Origin of the sequence: Vannielia sp. (assembly GCF_029212645.1) — a bacterium.
GTDB lineage: Bacteria > Pseudomonadota > Alphaproteobacteria > Rhodobacterales > Rhodobacteraceae > Vannielia.
This window is the reverse complement of record NZ_JARGND010000004.1, coordinates 1-15,664: the sequence shown is the minus strand read 5'-3', so window position 1 is coordinate 15,664 and position 15,664 is coordinate 1. Positions and strand designations below refer to the sequence as shown.

Sequence of the window (15,664 nt, the reverse complement as noted above, 5' to 3'; positions counted from 1 at the left end):
TTGAAAACCGTTGCCGATTACATCCGCACCATCGCTGACTTCCCGCATGAGGGGATCATGTTCCGCGATGTCACCACCCTGTTCTCCGACCCGCGCGGCATGCGGCTGGCGGTGGACCAAATGCTCCACCCCTACGCGGGCCAGCCGATCGACAAGGTCGTCGGCCTTGAGGCGCGCGGCTTCATCCTTGGCGGCGCCATCGCCCACCAGCTTGGCACAGGCTTCGTGCCGATCCGCAAAAAGGGCAAGCTCCCCGGCCCGGTGATCTCCGAGGCCTATACGCTGGAATACGGCGAAGCGGTGGTTGAGGTGCATGACGATGCCATTCAGGCCGGTGAGCGCATCCTGCTGGTCGATGATCTTCTGGCCACCGGCGGCACCGCCGAGGCCGGGATCAAACTGGTTGAGCGGCTCGGCGGGGTGATCGTGGGCTGTGCCTTCATCATTGATCTGCCCGATCTGGGCGGCCGCGCCCGGCTTGAGGCGATGGGCATGGAGGTCCACGCGCTCACCTCCTTCGCGGGCGACTAACGCCGTAGGGTGGGTGAAACCCACCACCCCCCACGGCTCCAAAGCCCCCTACCTAACCCCGCGCCGCAAGCGCCAGCCCGTCCACCACCGCCGTGAACGCCTCTGATCTCAGCTGCGCCGCACCGGGGCACAGCGCCTCGGCTTCCTCGCCCACCAGCCCCATCAGGCTGGAGCCGCCCACCAGGATCACCCGCGCCACCTCGCCCGCGCCCACCCCGGCCAACGCCAGCGTTTCGCCCATGGCCTCGCGCAGCGCCTCCCGCGCCACGCCCAGGGCCGCGCCCATTTCCTCTGCCGTCACCCCGGCGGCAAGGCCCGGCGTGATGAAGCCCATGGCAATTTCGCCCGCCGCGCCGCCATTCGCCGTGATCTTGCCGCGCTCCACCGCAAAGGCCAGCTCATGGCCCAACTCCAGCTCCAACACCGTGGCAAAGCGCTCCAGCCGCTCCGGCTCAACCGCAAATTTCACCAGATCCGCCGCCATCCGCCGCGTTTCGGGGGTGTAAAGGAAAGGGATCTTAGCCCATGTCGCCAAATCGCCAAAAGGCGCGCGCGGCACCGGCAGCAACCCCGCGCCCATTTCCCGGCGCAACTCGCTGCCAAGGCCCAAAAGCGGCATCGCCTGCGCCATCGAAATGGCCCTGTCAAAATCGGTGCCGCCCAGCCTGATCCCGTGACTCGCCAGCACCTTTATCCGCCCCGCATCCTCGCTGCGAAACACCGTGAAATCCGAGGTGCCACCGCCAATATCCACGATCAGCCCCAGCCCCTCGGCCCCGCCCATTCCCGCGCACGCCCAGGCCGCCGCTTCCGGCTCGGCCAAAAATTCCACCTCGTCAAACCCGGCAGCAAGGTAGCAGCCGCGCAGGTCCACCTCGGCCTGCGCATCCTTGCCCGCATCCTCCGAATGAAACCGCACCGGACGCCCCGAAAGCGCCCGCGAAAAGCGCTGCCCGGTCGCCGCCTCGGCCCGCGCCTTCAATTCTGCGATAAACGCCGCCACCACATCGGCAAGCGTGCGCCGCTTGCCCTCGATCAACCGGCTCTCATGAAACAGCGGCACCCCCAGCACGCTTTTCAGCGCGCGCATATAGCGCCCCTCGTCGCCCGCAACCAGCGCCGCCCCGGCTTTCGCGCCAATCCGCATCGACCCGCCGCCTTCGGGGAAGAAAACCGCCGTCGGCAAGGTTTCGGCCCCCTCCTCCACCGGCACCCGAAACACACCGCCCTCCCACGCCAGCGCGGCGGCAGAGTTCGAGGTGCCAAAATCTATCGCCAGAGTGTTGGTCTGCATCGCGCGCCTCCTGCGGGAAAGGCGAGGCAGATAGAGCAGAAACCGGGCATGGGCAAGCCGCCCCGTTAACCCGGTCGTTGGGTTAACCTTTTTCAGCCATGCGTTTTTTCATGTGCATGGGTTGTGCATCGCTTGTGTATCGGTTGTGCAAGCTCAAAAAACAGGCTTAACCGCGTTCTCACGGCTCAGCCATGCAGGTTTAAGCACCGCACCGGGGTTAAGAATTCCGCCCGGATCGAGCGCATTTTTGATCGCCCGCATCGCCTCCAGCCGCACCGGATCGCCCCAGCGTTCAAGGTCATCCACCTTCACACGGCCCACCCCATGCTCGGCGCTGAACGATCCTTCCAGCTCAGCCAGAAGCCGGTTCACAACCTCCTTCACCTCCCCCGCCACATTGGCGTAATCGGCGCGGGTTTTGCCGGGCGCAGGGAAGATATTGTAATGCAAATTCCCATCCCCCAAATGCCCAAAACAGTTGATCCGAAACGCCCCCAACACCGCAATCTGCTCCCCCGCACGGGTGATGAACTCCGGCACATGCGACAGCGGCAACGAAATATCGTTCGACACCACCGAACCCACCTTGCGATTGGCCTCCGGAATGGTCTCGCGCATCGCCCAGAACGCGCTCCTTTGCGCCTCGTTTTGGGCGATCAAACCATCGCTCACCAGCCCGGCCACAAAGCTCTGTTCAAACACCGCCTCAAGCATCGTCTGCGCGCCCTGCCCGGCGCCGCAGCCAAGGTCGATCAGCACGCACCAATCAGGCGGCTCATCCCATGGCAGGCGGTGCTCCGGCATGGTCTCGGCCATAAACCTTGGCCCCTGCCCCGCGATCAGTTCAAAGGCAGAAAGCGCATTGCCTGCAAGCTCTTGCGCGATGCCAAGCAGCTTGAGCGCCGCCGCCGGGCTATCCACCACCATCAGCGCCGCGGCCCGCTCGGCAGGCTGGGGAAACAGCCGTAGCGAGGCGGCGGTTATCACCCCCAGCGTGCCCTCCGAGCCGATCAGCAGGTTGCGCAAATCATAGCCCGTGTTGTCCTTCCTCAGCCGCTTCAACCCGCGCAAAATCCGGCCATCCGCCAGCACCGCTTCCACCCCAAGGCAAAGCTCGCGGGCATTGCCGTAGCGCAGCACGTTCACGCCCCCCGCATTGGTGCCCAAAAGCCCGCCGATCCGCGCCGATCCTTCCGACGCGAGCGATAGCGGAAACAGCCGCCCCGCCCCCTCGGCGGCTTCCTGCACGTCGGCCAAAATCGCCCCCGCTTCGGCGATCAGAACATTCTCCTCCGGGTAAACCGCGCGCACCTTGTTCATCCGCTCCATCGACAGCACCAGCGGCACCGGCCCTTCGGCGCATATCTGCCCGCCAACCAGCCCCGTTCCGCCCGCATAAGGCACCACGCCCACACGCATTTCGCTGGCCAGCCGCAGCACCGCCGCAACCTCCTCGGCGCATTTCGGGGCCACCACCGCCCCCGCGCGGCCCGTTAACCTGTCACGCGGCTCCTCCAGATAGCGCGCCGCCACATCCCGCAGGCAGCCTTCCGGCAATTCCGCGCGAAAACGCTCCACAATTTCGGGGGTCACATCATTCAACATGGTTGAAGTTTCAACACTTTAAGCGGCTCAGGTCAATCAAACCCGGAAAACACCAGCGGCTCCAAAACCACAATCGTCGGGCGGCTCGGAAGGTCGCGCAATGTCACTGTAAGCGAAGTTTCCTGACGGCGATCAATGTCAAATTCGCCCGACATCCCGGCAAGGAAATTTTCCAGAGAATAACCGGAAAACCAATGCATTGGCAGCACAATGGATGAGCGCAATCGGCTCACGATCCGCTGCATGGTGGCAAGGTCCACCGTCATCCCGCCATCCACCGGCGCCATCAGGATATCAAGCCGCCCAATCGCTGCATATTCCTCTGCCGAAGGCTCATGATGCAGATGCCCCAAATGCCCGATACACAAGCCTGCAACCTCGAAAATGAAGATCGAATTGCCGTCAATCTCGGTGCCGCCAAAGCCCTGGCGAATGTCCGTTGTAACGTTGCGAACAAGCATTTCGCCAAGGTCCAGATGGTGCCTCGCTGGCCCATCCTCATCCCCCCAACCGCGCAACACATGGGGCACACGCGGGTCCGGGCTGGCCGTCCAGTGAGAGCTATGCGCGTGGTTCATCGTCACCACATCGGGCACAAAATCTTCCGGCCCCAGATAGCCGTTATAGTCGGTCGCCACAGCCATCCCACCCTCGGTTTGCAGCACATAAACCGAGTGATCCACATAGGTGATCCGCACCGCATCCTTGCGCACGGAATCTTCCCAACCGGCACGCCAGATCACCTCCAGCCCCGGCACGTTTTCGACCAATGCAATGCAGTGCGACGCCCGCCGCGATTCATCCTGCGCCAATGCAGGCAGGGTCGCAAAGCCCAAGCTGACAAGGGAAAAAACAGTCTGTCGGATCATGGCGGCAACCTCCGGTTTCACCCGAAGCCTAGCGCAGAATCACGCCCGCATAGCGCCTTGACGAAAAGTTTACGCGCCCACCTCGGTCCGGCCCCGCCGATCGCTGCGCAAATTGGCGTAAAGCACATGATTGCGCCACCGCCCGTCAATTTGAAGGTAGCTTTGCGCGACGCCCTCATACTTGAACCCCGCCTTCTCCAACACCCCGCGTGAGGCGGCGTTTTCCGGCAGGCAAGCGGCCTCAAGACGGCTCAAATCAAGCTGGGTGAAGCCGTAATGCACAACCGCATCAAGGGCTTCGCGCATATAGCCTTGCCGCGCATAGGGCTGGCCAATCCAATAGCCCAGCGTGCAAGATTGCGCCGGCCCGCGCCGCATATTGTCCAGCGTGATCGCGCCAAGCAGGCTTTCTTCGTCGCGCGTGAACAAGAAAAGCGGCACGGCAGAGCCGTTGGTAATGGCCCGCTGCGCCCAATACACACGATTTGTAAAGGATTTGCGGGTCAAATGATCCCGTGCCCAGGTCGGCTCCCATGGCGCAAGAAAGGCGCGGCTCTCCTGGCGCAGCAAGGTCCAGGGTTTGAAATCTCCATGCGCGGGCGGGCGCAATATCATGCGCGGCGTGTCAATTTTTATCTTTCGCCGCCCCAAGCGCATCAAGCCGCCAACCGCTCCTTCAGGCCCATCAGGGCCGGTGCACCTTCGGCCGGGCCATAAAGGGCCATGGCTGCCGGGGCCTCGCTGGCCAAACGCTGGGCAAAGGCCCGCAGATCGCTGAGGGTTACCGCGTCGATCTTGCCAACCGTCTCGGCCAGTGACGGCGCGCGGCCCCATATGTGCACCATCCGTGCCAAACGTTCCGCGCGCGACGAGGGGCCTTCCAGCCCCATCAGCAGGCCCGCCTTCATCTGGTTGCGGGCGCGGTTCAATTCGGCGTCAGTCAGGTCGTCGGGGGCGCGGCGCAACTCGTCGATCACCAACTCCGACAGGCCTGTAATATCATCCGCCGAGGTGCCCGCATAAATCGTCATCAGCCCGGTATCGCCATAGGCCCCGGCCTGCGCAAAGATCGAGTAGCAAAGGCCCCGCTTTTCACGAACCTCCTGAAACAGCCGGGAAGACATGCCGCCGCCCATCGCGCTGGCATAGATTTGCGCAGCGTAAATATCGGGGTCACGGTAGTTTGGCCCCTCCAGCGCCATGGCAAAGTGAACCTGCTCCAAGGGTTTGTTTTCACGCACTTCTCCGCCCTGAAACTGCGCCGCGTCCTGAATCCGGCTCGGGCGTGGGGTGAGATGGCCAAAGGCCTTGTCGGCGAGTTTCACGATCTGCTCGTGATCCACCGCCCCCGCAGCGGCAAGCACCAGGTGCTCTGGCCCATAATGCTCGGCGACAAAGGTCGAAAGGTCGCCCCGCCCAAAGCTGCGGACCAGCTCAGGCGCGCCAAGGATGGTGCGGCCAATCGGCTGGCCCGGAAAAGCCGCCTCTTGCAGCCAGTCAAAGATGATATCGTCAGGCGTATCCAGCGCCTGGCCGATCTCTTGCAGGATCACCCCGCGCTCCACCTCAATCTCGCTCAGATCAAAGGCTGGCTCAAGTGTGATATCGGCGATCACATCCAGCGCCAGCGGCACATCTGCCGCCAGAACGCGGGCGTAATAGGCTGTCATCTCGCGCCCGGTATAAGCGTTGATATAGCCGCCAACGTCTTCAATTTCCTCGGCAATTTGAAGCGCACTCCGCCGCGCCGTGCCCTTGAAGGCCATGTGCTCGAGGAAATGCGCAATGCCGTTTTGCTCAACCCGCTCATGCCGCCCACCGGCGTTGATCCAAAGCCCCACAGAGGCGCTTTCAAACCCCGGCATCGCCTCGGTAACGATGCGCATTCCATTGCCGAGCGTGTCGATCCTTACGGTCAAGAGACGCGCCTTTCCCTGATGAGAGTTTCAAGGGCGGCGAGGTCATTTTCAACGCGCGTCACCCGTTCGGGCTTGTCATAAAGGTCTGCCATGCGCTTGGGAAGGGGGGCATGAACGCCGCTCGCCTCTTCCACGGCCGCGGGGAATTTTGCCGGATGCGCCGTGGCCAGTGTGATCACCGGGGTCGCGCCCAAATGCTGGCGCGCCACATGGGTGCCACAGGCGGTATGCGGGCAGATCAGCTCATTGCTTTCGGCCAGCACACGGGCAATCTCGGCCTGCGTTTCCGCCTCCGAAGCCCGCCCCGAGGTATAGGTTTGCGTCAAGGCTCCCATCGCATTGGCCGAAACGTTAAAGCCGCCCTGCTGCAACTCATCCATCAGCGCGGCCACCGCCTCGCCATCTTTCCCGTAGGCCCACCAGAGCGCGCGCTCAAAGTTCGATGACACCTCGATATCCATCGAAGGGCTGATCGACGGTGTAACGCCCTGCTTTGCGTAAGCCCCTGATTCCATGCAGCGATGCAAAATATCATTCTGGTTGGTTGCAATGATAAGCTGCTCAATCGGCAGCCCCATCTGCTTGGCAAGGAAGCCTGCGAAAATGTCACCAAAGTTGCCCGTCGGCACGCAAAAGCTCACCTTGCGATGCGGCGCCCCAAGCGCCACGGCGGACGTGAAATAATAAACGATCTGCGCCAGCACACGGGCAAAGTTGATCGAGTTCACACCCGCCAGCCCCACCTCATCTCGGAAGGTGAAATCGTTGAACATATCCTTCAGCTTGGCCTGGCAATCGTCAAAGTCGCCGTCCAGCGCAAGGGCATGCACATTGGCCGCGTCCGGCGTTGTCATCTGGCGGCGCTGCACCTCACTCACCCGGCCATGCGGGAAAAGGATAAAAACGTCGACATTATCAAGGCCAGCGAAGGCCTCGATCGCCGCCGATCCGGTATCGCCGGAGGTTGCGCCAACAATCGTCACCCGCTGGCCGGTTTTCTTCAGCACGGCCTGAAACATCTGGCCAATAAGCTGCATCGCAAAGTCCTTGAAGGCCAGTGTTGGCCCGTGGAACAGTTCCAGCAAAAAGTGGTTGTCTGCCAGTTGCTTGAGCGGCGCGCGGGCAACGTGGCCAAAATCCGCATAGGCCTTGGCGATGATCTCACGCGTCTCCGTCTCATCCCCCAAGGCGCCGCCAAGGAAGGGCCAGATCACCCGAAAAACTGCCTCTTCATAGCTCACCCCCGCCAACGCCGCGATCTCGTCGTGGGTCATGGTGGGCACGGTCTCGGGCAGGTATAGGCCGCCGTCACGTGCCAGACCCGTCAGCATGGCCTCGTCAAAGCTCAGGACTGGGGCTTTGCCCCGCGTGGAGATATAGCGCATGTGGCGGTGGTCCTTCAGGCAGTTCGGCGCTTGATACGCCACAGGAGAAACAGTGTCATCCCCAGCCACACCAGCGCGAGGCCAAACCATGTCATCGCGTATTCAAGGTGGTCATTGGGGATGCCGGTGGAGCTCACCGGAAACGGCGTAATGCCGCTAGGCGGCGGGGTGATCTGGCGGGCCACAATCAGCACCGGCTCAGTGCCCAGCAGCGCCGCCATCGCCGGGATATCGCGGGCAAAGAACAGGCGGCCCTCAGGCTCAGGGGTGAAGCCATCAATCTCATCGGGCCAGTGCAGATTGCCAACCACGCTCACAGGCGTTTCGGCGCGGGCATCGGCGGGGGTGTCCACCGGGCGGGTGCCCAGATCAACCAGCAGGCGGCGGCCATCTTCGGTGGTGAGGGTAGAGATCACCCGGTGCACCGCCCCCACCTGTTTGATCGAGGCCAGCACAGTGATCTCCTGAATGCCAAGCAGGCCTTTCGCCTCAACCGGCAAAAAGCGGTCCGCCTGCGGATCGGGCTGGGCCGGAACGGCGACCGGGGCGGCGCTGATCCGCGAGTCGATCTCTGCAAGCACCCCCTCTTTCCACGCCATGCGTTGCACCTGCCATGTGCCAAGGCTCACCAGAATAGCGAGGCCCACAACGCCAAGGATGATCGGAAAGAGGTAGCGCATATCGGTCCTTCAAAGGCAAACGCGGGCCGTTTCCAGCCCGCGTTGTTAACTCGTCATCGGCCTGTGGTCAGCCCGTAGGGTGGGTGAAACCCACCGCTCAGCCGCCCCAGATGTAGATCGAAGCGAAGAGGAAGAGCCAAACCACATCCACAAAGTGCCAATACCAGGCAGCAGCCTCAAAGCCAATGTGCTGCTCCTGTGTAAACTGCCCGGCGCGCAGGCGCAGGTAGCAGATAAACAGGAAGATCGTGCCGATCACCACATGGGCGCCATGAAAGCCGGTCGCCATGAAGAAGTTGGCGCCATAGATGTTGCCAGAAAAGCCAAAGGCCGCATGGCTGTATTCATAGGCCTGAAGCAGGGTGAAGATCACGCCGAGCACCACGGCAAGGATCAGCCCCTCGCCCATTGCCTTGCGGTTGTTGTCATGCACCAGCGCGTGGTGGGCCCAGGTAGCCGCCATGCCCGAACAGAGCAGGATCAGCGTGTTGATCAGCGGCAGGTGCCAAGGGTCAAAGGTTTCGATCCCGGCAGGCGGCCAAACGCCATCCACGGCAGGGCTTTCGGGGCCCATCGGATACATGGCGTGCTTGAAGAAGCTCCAGAACCACGCCGCGAAGAACATGACCTCGGACATGATGAACAGGATGAAGCCGTAGCGCAGGCCAATTCGCACCACCGGCGTATGATCGCCAACTTCGCCTTCTTCAACAACTTCCGACCACCATGCGAACATGACGTAAAGCACGCCGGCCAGACCAGCGAGGAAAATCCAGGGCTGGTTGGTGTCAACCTGCGGTGAGATCCACTGGACCGCACCAAAAAACATGACAAACCCCGCAACTGCGCCCGCCAGGGGCCAGATCGAAGGGTTCAGGATGTGAAAGTCGTGGTTCTTTTCATGGGCCATTGGCTATCCCTCAACGGTCTCGTCTGTCTTCATTTAATTGGCACGCGGCGCGCCGGGGGCGGGCCTTGTTGCGACGGCAGCCTGCTCTTGGGGCAGGTCAATTTCGTAAAAAGTATAGGACAGGGTGATCGACTGCGCGTATTTCGCATCGCGATCATCCACGATTTCCGGATCAACGTAAAAGCTCACCGGCATCTGCACCCGCTCACCGGGTTGCAGCACCTGCTCGGTGAAGCAAAAGCAGTCAATCTTGGTGAAGAACCCGCCTGCCACATAGGGCGTCACGTTGTAGCTCGCCTGCCCGGCCACGGGGTGGTCGGTGGGGTTGTAGGCCTCATAAAAGGCCAGCCCGGTTTCACCGATCTTCAGTTCCATCTCTTGCTGCATGGGTTTGAAACTCCACGGCATATCGCGTTCCTTGGAAGCATCAAAGCGGATAACGATGGTCTCGTCCAACACCCGGTCAGCGCCCGCATCGGCCACCGCCGTGGTGCCGCCAAACCCGGTAACTTTGCAGAACCAGCTGTAAAACGGCACCGCCGCCCAGGCCATGGCCCCCATAAACAGCACAAGCCCCGCCGCATAAAGCGCGGTGCGGGTGTTGTTGGGCTGGTTTTGCGGGGTCTGGTCAGACATCAGTTTCCGGTCTCCTCATCAACGGTCATGGACGGGCGGACCGAATGGTCAAAGGCTTCCATGTTGGAGCCGCGCGTCACTTTCACCACGGTCAGCAGGAGCACAATCACCACCAAACCGGCGAGCGACAGGCCCAGGCCCACATTGCGGCCAAACCGCCGCCCGTGCAACTCATGCTCAACCTTGATCATGCGCCGCCTCCAATCAGCCCCAGACCGCGCAGCGCGGCATCTGCCAGAAGCGCGCCAAAGTGCAGGGAAAGGTAAATGAGCGAGAGCTTGAAGTAGCGCTTTTCCACCTTGTAGCTATCGGCCTGCGCCTGCTCGGTCGAACGGCGGAAAATGTCCCAGCCGCCTTTGACGAACATCAGGTTCATCACGATCGCGGTGGCAAGGTACACCGGCCCGGCAACCGAGGTCAGCCCAAGGGCAATCGCCGAGGCTGCCAGCACCAGGCTGTAGATAAAGATCTGGCGGCGCGCCGCATCATGGCCGTGCGTAACGGTGAGCATGGGCACCTTGGCGTCGGAGTAGTCGGACTTCATGAAAAGGCACAGCGCCCAGAAGTGCGGCGGCGTCCAAAAGAAGATGAGGCCAAACATCAGCACCGATTCGAGGCTGATCGAGCCAGTCGCAGCCGCCCAGCCGATCATTGGCGGAAAGGCCCCTGCAGCGCCGCCGATCACAATGTTCTGCGGCGTCCAGCGCTTGAGCCACATGGTGTAGATCACAGCGTAAAAGAAGATGGTGAAGGCCAGCAAACCCGCAGCCAGCAGGTTGGAGGCCAGCGCGAGCATCATCACCGACAGGCCCGAAAGTGCCACGCCAAGGCCCAGCGCCTCGCCCGGTGCAATCTTGCCTGCGGGGATCGGGCGCTTCTTGGTGCGGCTCATCACGGCATCAATATCGGCGTCCCACCACATGTTCAGCGCGCCGGAGGCACCGCCACCAATGGCAATGAACAGGATCGAGGTGAAGGCAATAACCGGATGCACCGGCACGGGGGCAACCATCAGCCCCACGAAAGCCGTGAAAACGACAAGCGACATCACCCGTGGTTTCAACAGGGCAACATAGTCCCCGAACCCCGGTTCGTTTACGCGCTCATAGGCGTTTATATCGCTCATCTATCTCTCGCTTCCCTTCCTGAGCCGCCGTTCGCGCGGGCAGCCTGGGTGAGGTAACAGGGGTGTGCGGGCGGTGCAGCCCCGCCGGGCCGCGCCGCCGCGCGCATGCTGGTCAGTCGGCCTGCGCCACCGTGACGGCGGGCGGGGTGCCGGCATATTCTTCGGCCATCCGGTCAAGCCACTGGGCATAAACCTCGTCGCTGACCACCTTCACGGTGATCGGCATATAGGCGTGGTCCTTGCCGCAAAGCTCGGAACACTGGCCAAAGTAAACGCCTTCGCGCTCGGCCTTGAACCACAGCTCGGCGGTCCGGCCCGGCACGGCATCCTGCTTCACGCCAAAGGCGGGGATGGTCCAGGAGTGGATCACATCACCACCGGTGACACGCACCACGACAACCTTGTTCACCGGCACAACCATCGCATTGTCGACGGCCAGCAGATATTCGTCGTCGGCGTAGCCATAGTCAGCCAGCTCGTCCCGTGCGAGCAGGATGCTGTCAAAGACAAAATCACGCTCGGGATATTCGTAGCCCCAATACCATTGGTAGCCGGTCGCCTTCACAATAACCTCGGGCTCGGGGATTTCCTGCTGTTTGAACAGCACGGGCAGCGAGAACGAGCCGATAAAGATGAGAATCAGGATGGGCACCAGGGTCCATGTGATCTCGATCGGGGTGTTGTGGGTGAAGCGCGCCGGCTCCTTGTTGACCCGCTGATTGAAGCGCACAATGATGATGGCAAGCAGCGCCACCACAAAGAGCGAGACGGCGATGATGATCACGTTGACCATGCCCTCAAGCCAGTGCAGATCGCGCGCCAACTCGGTGGCGGCGGGCTGAAAGGCGATGCCTTCCGCGTGAGGTTTCCCCACGGTTTCAAGGCCTTCGATGCCATCTTGTGCCCAGACTGCGAGGCTCATCATCCCGGCCGAAAGCCCGGCTGTGACTGCGGCAATCCGCTTCATAGTGTTCATCGGCAAGTCCCTTCGCTTGTACCGTCGCATCATGCAGGCCCCCGTTTCGGTGAAGGGGGTCGCGCCCTGCATCGGGCCACATGGTCGCGGCCCAGTTGTTCCCTAGCGCGTCTCAAACCATATTACATCGTATCGCTCAAGCGCTTACAGCGCGTCATCTTGGCGCGTTGGGCCGTAAACACAGCCGGAGACCCCGATGTCAGATACGTTTCGCCCCTTTGAAACAAGCCTCGATGACGCCACCGCCCTGCGGGCGCTAAAATCTGCAACCGATGGTGCCGAAGATGGCGAGCTGTTCCTTGAAAGGCGGCGCTCCGAGATGCTGGCGCTGGAGGATGGCCGGGTAAAGACCGCCAGTTTTGATGCCTCCGAGGGCTTTGGCCTGCGCGCGGTAAAGGGAGAAACCTCGGGCTATGCCCATTCCACCCAGCTCACCGAGGCCGCCCTGATGCGCGCCGCCGAAACCGCCCGGCTGGCGGTGGGCGATGGCGGCGGCATCATGGCCGAGGGGCCAAAGCCGACCAACCGCAAGCTCTACGGCGATGCCGACCCGATCGAGGGCGTGGAATTTCCGGTAAAAATTGACACGCTGCGCGAGATTGATGCCTTCACCCGCGGGCTTGATCCCCGCGTGGTGCAGGTTTCGGCCTCGCTCGCCGCTTCGCTGCAAGAGGTGGTGATCCTGCGCCCCGATGGTCAGATGGTCAGCGATACCCGCCCGATGACCCGCATCTACGTCTCCCTCATCATCGAGCAGGACGGGCGGCGCGAGAGCGGCGCGCATGGCGGCGGTGGCCGGGTAGAGCTTGGCGGGCTGATCGCCCCCGAAATGTGGCAGCCCGCCGCCCGCGAAGCCCTGCGAATCGCGCTGGTCAACCTGGATGCCGAGCCCGCGCCTGCCGGGATGATGGATGTCGTCCTCGGCCCCGGCTGGCCCGGCATCCTGCTCCACGAGGCCATTGGCCACGGGTTGGAGGGCGATTTCAACCGCAAGGGCAGCTCTGCTTTCGCCGGGCTGATGGGTCAGCGCGTTGCCGCCCCCGGCGTAACCGTGCTCGACGATGGCACCATCCCCGACCGTCGCGGCTCGATCACCGTGGATGATGAGGGCACGCCTTCCGGCAAAACCACCCTGATCGAAGACGGCATCCTTGTCGGCTATATGCAAGACCGCCAGAATGCCCGCCTGATGGGCGTTGAAACCACCGGCAACGGGCGGCGCCAAAGCTATGCGCACCCGCCCATGCCCCGGATGACCAACACCTATATGCTCGGCGGCAGCGACAGCCCCGAGGCGATCCTTTCGGGCCTTGAGGACGGGCTCTATGCGGTGGGCTTTGGCGGCGGCCAGGTGGATATCACCTCTGGCAAGTTCGTGTTCTCCTGCACCGAGGCCTACCGGGTGAAGGGGGGGCGCGTTGGCAACCCGGTGAAAGGCGCCACGCTAATCGGCGATGGCGCCACCGCCCTGCGCAACATTTCCGCCATCGGCAATGACATGGCGCTTGATCCGGGCATCGGCAATTGCGGCAAGGCGGGCCAGTGGGTGCCGGTTGGCGTGGGCCAGCCAACCCTTCGAATCGGCGGGCTCACGGTGGGCGGTGCCGCTGCGGTGTGAGTTCCGACCGTTAATACAATGTCGCCCCGGCTTCGCTTGGCCCGGGGCGCACCAGCCGCCACCGCCAAGATTATCCGCCGGGACGAGCCCTGCTCATTGCCCTTGTTTTCATGGCGATTTTCCCCATTGCGCCGGATCTCTACAAATTAAATGGCGTTCACAACGCATTTTTCTCTGCCCGTTAAGAAGCAATTAACCACTTAAGTTTAAACCTGAAGGTGCAAGCAGACGGAGCGATAACGGCGTGGATTTGTTTTCTTCCCCACCCCCCCTCGCACCACCCACCTCGGAAGAAGATAGGTTGTTGTGGCTTCGTCTCTTGCGTTCCCACCGCGTTGGCCCCACCACATTTTACCGCCTCCTGCACGAGCACGGCAGCGCCGCCGCCGCCCTTGAAGCCCTCCCCAAGGTTGCCGCCGACGCCGGTGTGAGAAAATACAACCTCTTCCCTGAAAGTCAGGCCCGCCGTGAACTCGCCGCTGGCAAGCGGGCCGGGGCCAGGTTGATCTGCCACAGCGACCGGCATTACCCCGCGTCCCTGCGCGAAATCCCTGATGCCCCGCCGCTGCTTTGGGCGCGCGGCGATCTGGAGCTTCCCGCACGCCCGATGATTGCCATCGTCGGGGCGCGCAACGCCTCTTCGCTGGGCCTGCGCATGGCCACCCGCCTCGCCGCCACCCTGGCCGAGGCGGGCCTTGCCATCGCCTCCGGCCTTGCCCGCGGGGTGGATACCGCCGCCCACAAGGCCAGCCTTGCCAGCGGCACCGTGGCCGTGGTCGCTGGCGGGGTAGATGTCGTTTACCCTTCGGAAAACGCCAGGCTGATGGGCGACATCGCTGAAGGCGGCCTCATCCTTTCAGAAATGCCACCGGGGCTGAAACCACAGGCGCGCCACTTCCCCAAACGCAACCGGATCATCTCGGGCATTGCCCGCGCGGTGGTGGTGGTTGAGGCTGGCGCGCGCTCCGGAAGCCTCATCACCGCCCGTGGTGCGCTGGATCAAGGCCGCGAAGTTATGGCGGTGCCGGGCCATCCGCTTGATGCCCGCGCCTCTGGTTGCAACATGTTGATCCGCGATGGCGCCCTTTTGGTACGCGGCGCAGATGATGTGCTTGAAGCGCTTGGCGAAATGCCCCTCGCCCGCTCCGAGCGGCAAATCACCGCCCCCCCCGTTGCCTCCGAAACGGGCGCACCCGGCCGCCGCACCCTGCGCGACACCAATGCGCTGCACCAGGAAATCCTGTCCCGCCTCGGCCCCGCCCCCATTGCCGAGGACCAGCTTGCGCGGGATCTCTCCCTGCCCGCGCGCTACCTGTCAGAAGGGCTCACCTCGCTGGAGCTTGACGGCCAGATTACCCGCCAGCCCGGCGGCCTCGTCCTCAAAACCGCGTGAACCTGCCGCGCCCGGGGCCATCTCTCCATAGGGTTCGCTGCAATTGCAAAATACCCTCCATTGACAAGCCTCAACCTGCCACCACATGTTGCGCGCCAATTCGAGTCACCCCTTTACAGGATACCCCACCATGCCAGTTGTCGTTGTCGAGTCTCCTGCTAAGGCCAAGACAATCAACAAATATTTGGGGCCGAACTATACGGTTCTAGCCTCCTACGGGCACGTTCGTGACCTGCCTCCAAAGGATGGCTCCGTCGACCCGGACCATGATTTCGAGATGAAATGGGAGGTCGCGTCCGACAGCAAAAAGCACGTCGCCGCCATCGCCAACGCCCTGAAAGACGACAACGCCCTGATCCTCGCAACCGACCCCGACCGCGAGGGCGAGGCGATTTCGTGGCACCTGCAAGAGGCGCTGACCAAGCGCAAATCCATCAAGAAGGACACGCCCGTCAGCCGTGTCACCTTCAACGCGATCACCAAGGACGCGGTGACCGAGGCCATGGCCAACCCGCGCCAGGTGGATATGGAGCTGGTCGAGGCCTATCTTGCCCGCCGCGCGCTGGATTATCTGGTTGGCTTCAACCTCAGCCCGGTGCTGTGGCGCAAACTGCCCGGTGCGCGCTCTGCCGGTCGGGTGCAATCGGTTTGCCTGCGCCTCATCGTTGAGCGCGAGATGGAGATCGAGGCCTTCCGCGCCCGTGAATACTGGTCGGTCAAGG

At 62.6% G+C, this 15,664-nt stretch carries 16 protein-coding genes; 4 read left to right on the top strand and 12 right to left on the bottom strand.

The genetic code is table 11. From position 1 onward, the window contains the following. Nucleotides 1-531 carry an adenine phosphoribosyltransferase gene (locus P1U55_RS02165; protein WP_301045842.1) on the top strand — a complete coding sequence of 177 codons (531 nt, stop codon included), beginning with the start codon at nucleotides 1-3 and terminating at the stop codon, nucleotides 529-531. Between the two features lie 52 nt (nucleotides 532-583). Here P1U55_RS02165 and P1U55_RS02160 read toward each other — a convergent pair whose 3' ends face one another. From P1U55_RS02160 to coxB, 12 genes are all read right to left on the bottom strand, one after another. Then, complete coding sequence (locus tag P1U55_RS02160) at nucleotides 584-1,825, bottom strand: Hsp70 family protein (protein WP_301045841.1); 1,242 nt, start codon at nucleotides 1,823-1,825, stop codon at nucleotides 584-586. A gap of 153 nt (nucleotides 1,826-1,978) precedes the next feature. Next, nucleotides 1,979-3,430, bottom strand: a complete 1,452-nt coding sequence (locus P1U55_RS02155; RefSeq protein WP_301045840.1) for an FAD-binding oxidoreductase — start codon at nucleotides 3,428-3,430, stop codon at nucleotides 1,979-1,981. A gap of 32 nt (nucleotides 3,431-3,462) precedes the next feature. Beyond that, nucleotides 3,463-4,299, bottom strand: coding sequence for an MBL fold metallo-hydrolase (locus P1U55_RS02150; RefSeq protein WP_301045839.1), 837 nt, complete (start codon nucleotides 4,297-4,299; stop codon nucleotides 3,463-3,465). A gap of 69 nt (nucleotides 4,300-4,368) precedes the next feature. Continuing rightward, nucleotides 4,369-4,956, bottom strand: coding sequence for a GNAT family protein (locus tag P1U55_RS02145; RefSeq protein ID WP_301045836.1), 588 nt, complete (start codon nucleotides 4,954-4,956; stop codon nucleotides 4,369-4,371). Beyond that, entirely contained in the window at nucleotides 4,956-6,218 is a 1,263-nt protein-coding gene (locus tag P1U55_RS02140) for a pitrilysin family protein (RefSeq protein WP_301045835.1), read from the bottom strand. The genes P1U55_RS02145 and P1U55_RS02140 overlap by 1 nt, the downstream gene beginning before the upstream one ends. Continuing rightward, the gene (gene thrC, locus P1U55_RS02135) at nucleotides 6,215-7,603 is read right to left on the bottom strand and encodes a threonine synthase (RefSeq protein ID WP_301045833.1); all 1,389 of its coding nucleotides are present in this window, start codon (nucleotides 7,601-7,603) and stop codon (nucleotides 6,215-6,217) included. Before thrC ends, P1U55_RS02140 begins: the two co-directional genes overlap by 4 nt. Before the next feature lie 14 nt (nucleotides 7,604-7,617). Further along, a complete protein-coding gene (locus P1U55_RS02130) occupies nucleotides 7,618-8,283 on the bottom strand; it encodes an SURF1 family protein (protein WP_301045832.1) in 666 nt (221 codons plus the stop codon). A 97-nt stretch (nucleotides 8,284-8,380) separates the two neighbouring features. Then, the gene (locus P1U55_RS02125; RefSeq protein WP_301045831.1) at nucleotides 8,381-9,193 is read right to left on the bottom strand and encodes a cytochrome c oxidase subunit 3; all 813 of its coding nucleotides are present in this window, start codon (nucleotides 9,191-9,193) and stop codon (nucleotides 8,381-8,383) included. A 33-nt stretch (nucleotides 9,194-9,226) separates the two neighbouring features. Beyond that, complete coding sequence (locus P1U55_RS02120; RefSeq protein WP_301045830.1) at nucleotides 9,227-9,829, bottom strand: cytochrome c oxidase assembly protein; 603 nt, start codon at nucleotides 9,827-9,829, stop codon at nucleotides 9,227-9,229. Continuing rightward, nucleotides 9,829-10,020, bottom strand: coding sequence for a hypothetical protein (locus P1U55_RS02115; protein WP_301045829.1), 192 nt, complete (start codon nucleotides 10,018-10,020; stop codon nucleotides 9,829-9,831). The genes P1U55_RS02120 and P1U55_RS02115 overlap by 1 nt, the downstream gene beginning before the upstream one ends. Beyond that, nucleotides 10,017-10,955 (bottom strand): heme o synthase, encoded by a 939-nt coding sequence (cyoE, locus tag P1U55_RS02110; RefSeq protein ID WP_301045828.1) that lies wholly within the window; start codon nucleotides 10,953-10,955, stop codon nucleotides 10,017-10,019. Before cyoE ends, P1U55_RS02115 begins: the two co-directional genes overlap by 4 nt. Nucleotides 10,956-11,067: 112 nt before the next feature. Beyond that, nucleotides 11,068-11,922, bottom strand: coding sequence for a cytochrome c oxidase subunit II (gene coxB / locus P1U55_RS02105; RefSeq protein WP_301045934.1), 855 nt, complete (start codon nucleotides 11,920-11,922; stop codon nucleotides 11,068-11,070). 205 nt (nucleotides 11,923-12,127) lie between these two features. Here coxB and tldD point away from each other — a divergent pair, with 205 nt between their 5' ends. The 3 genes from tldD to P1U55_RS02090 form a co-directional block, all read left to right on the top strand. After that, entirely contained in the window at nucleotides 12,128-13,549 is a 1,422-nt protein-coding gene (tldD, locus tag P1U55_RS02100) for a metalloprotease TldD (RefSeq protein WP_301045827.1), read from the top strand. Between the two features lie 244 nt (nucleotides 13,550-13,793). After that, nucleotides 13,794-14,942 carry a DNA-processing protein DprA gene (gene dprA / locus P1U55_RS02095; RefSeq protein ID WP_366943004.1) on the top strand — a complete coding sequence of 383 codons (1,149 nt, stop codon included), beginning with the start codon at nucleotides 13,794-13,796 and terminating at the stop codon, nucleotides 14,940-14,942. A gap of 130 nt (nucleotides 14,943-15,072) precedes the next feature. Next, nucleotides 15,073-15,664, top strand: a 592-nt coding sequence (locus P1U55_RS02090; protein WP_301045825.1) for a DNA topoisomerase, incomplete at its 3' end; no start/stop codon positions are given.

Coding starts and splice junctions, on each gene's coding strand:
- P1U55_RS02160 (WP_301045841.1), bottom strand. CDS start 1,825: ATGCAGACCAACACTCTGGCGATAGATTTTGGCACCTCGAACTCTGCC.
- P1U55_RS02155 (WP_301045840.1), bottom strand. CDS start 3,430: ATGTTGAATGATGTGACCCCCGAAATTGTGGAGCGTTTTCGCGCGGAA.
- P1U55_RS02150 (WP_301045839.1), bottom strand. CDS start 4,299: ATGATCCGACAGACTGTTTTTTCCCTTGTCAGCTTGGGCTTTGCGACC.
- P1U55_RS02145 (WP_301045836.1), bottom strand. CDS start 4,956: ATGCGCTTGGGGCGGCGAAAGATAAAAATTGACACGCCGCGCATGATA.
- thrC (WP_301045833.1), bottom strand. CDS start 7,603: ATGCGCTATATCTCCACGCGGGGCAAAGCCCCAGTCCTGAGCTTTGAC.
- P1U55_RS02130 (WP_301045832.1), bottom strand. CDS start 8,283: ATGCGCTACCTCTTTCCGATCATCCTTGGCGTTGTGGGCCTCGCTATT.
- P1U55_RS02125 (WP_301045831.1), bottom strand. CDS start 9,193: ATGGCCCATGAAAAGAACCACGACTTTCACATCCTGAACCCTTCGATC.
- P1U55_RS02120 (WP_301045830.1), bottom strand. CDS start 9,829: ATGTCTGACCAGACCCCGCAAAACCAGCCCAACAACACCCGCACCGCG.
- P1U55_RS02115 (WP_301045829.1), bottom strand. CDS start 10,020: ATGATCAAGGTTGAGCATGAGTTGCACGGGCGGCGGTTTGGCCGCAAT.
- cyoE (WP_301045828.1), bottom strand. CDS start 10,955: ATGAGCGATATAAACGCCTATGAGCGCGTAAACGAACCGGGGTTCGGG.
- coxB (WP_301045934.1), bottom strand. CDS start 11,922: ATGAAGCGGATTGCCGCAGTCACAGCCGGGCTTTCGGCCGGGATGATG.
- tldD (WP_301045827.1), top strand. CDS start 12,128: ATGTCAGATACGTTTCGCCCCTTTGAAACAAGCCTCGATGACGCCACC.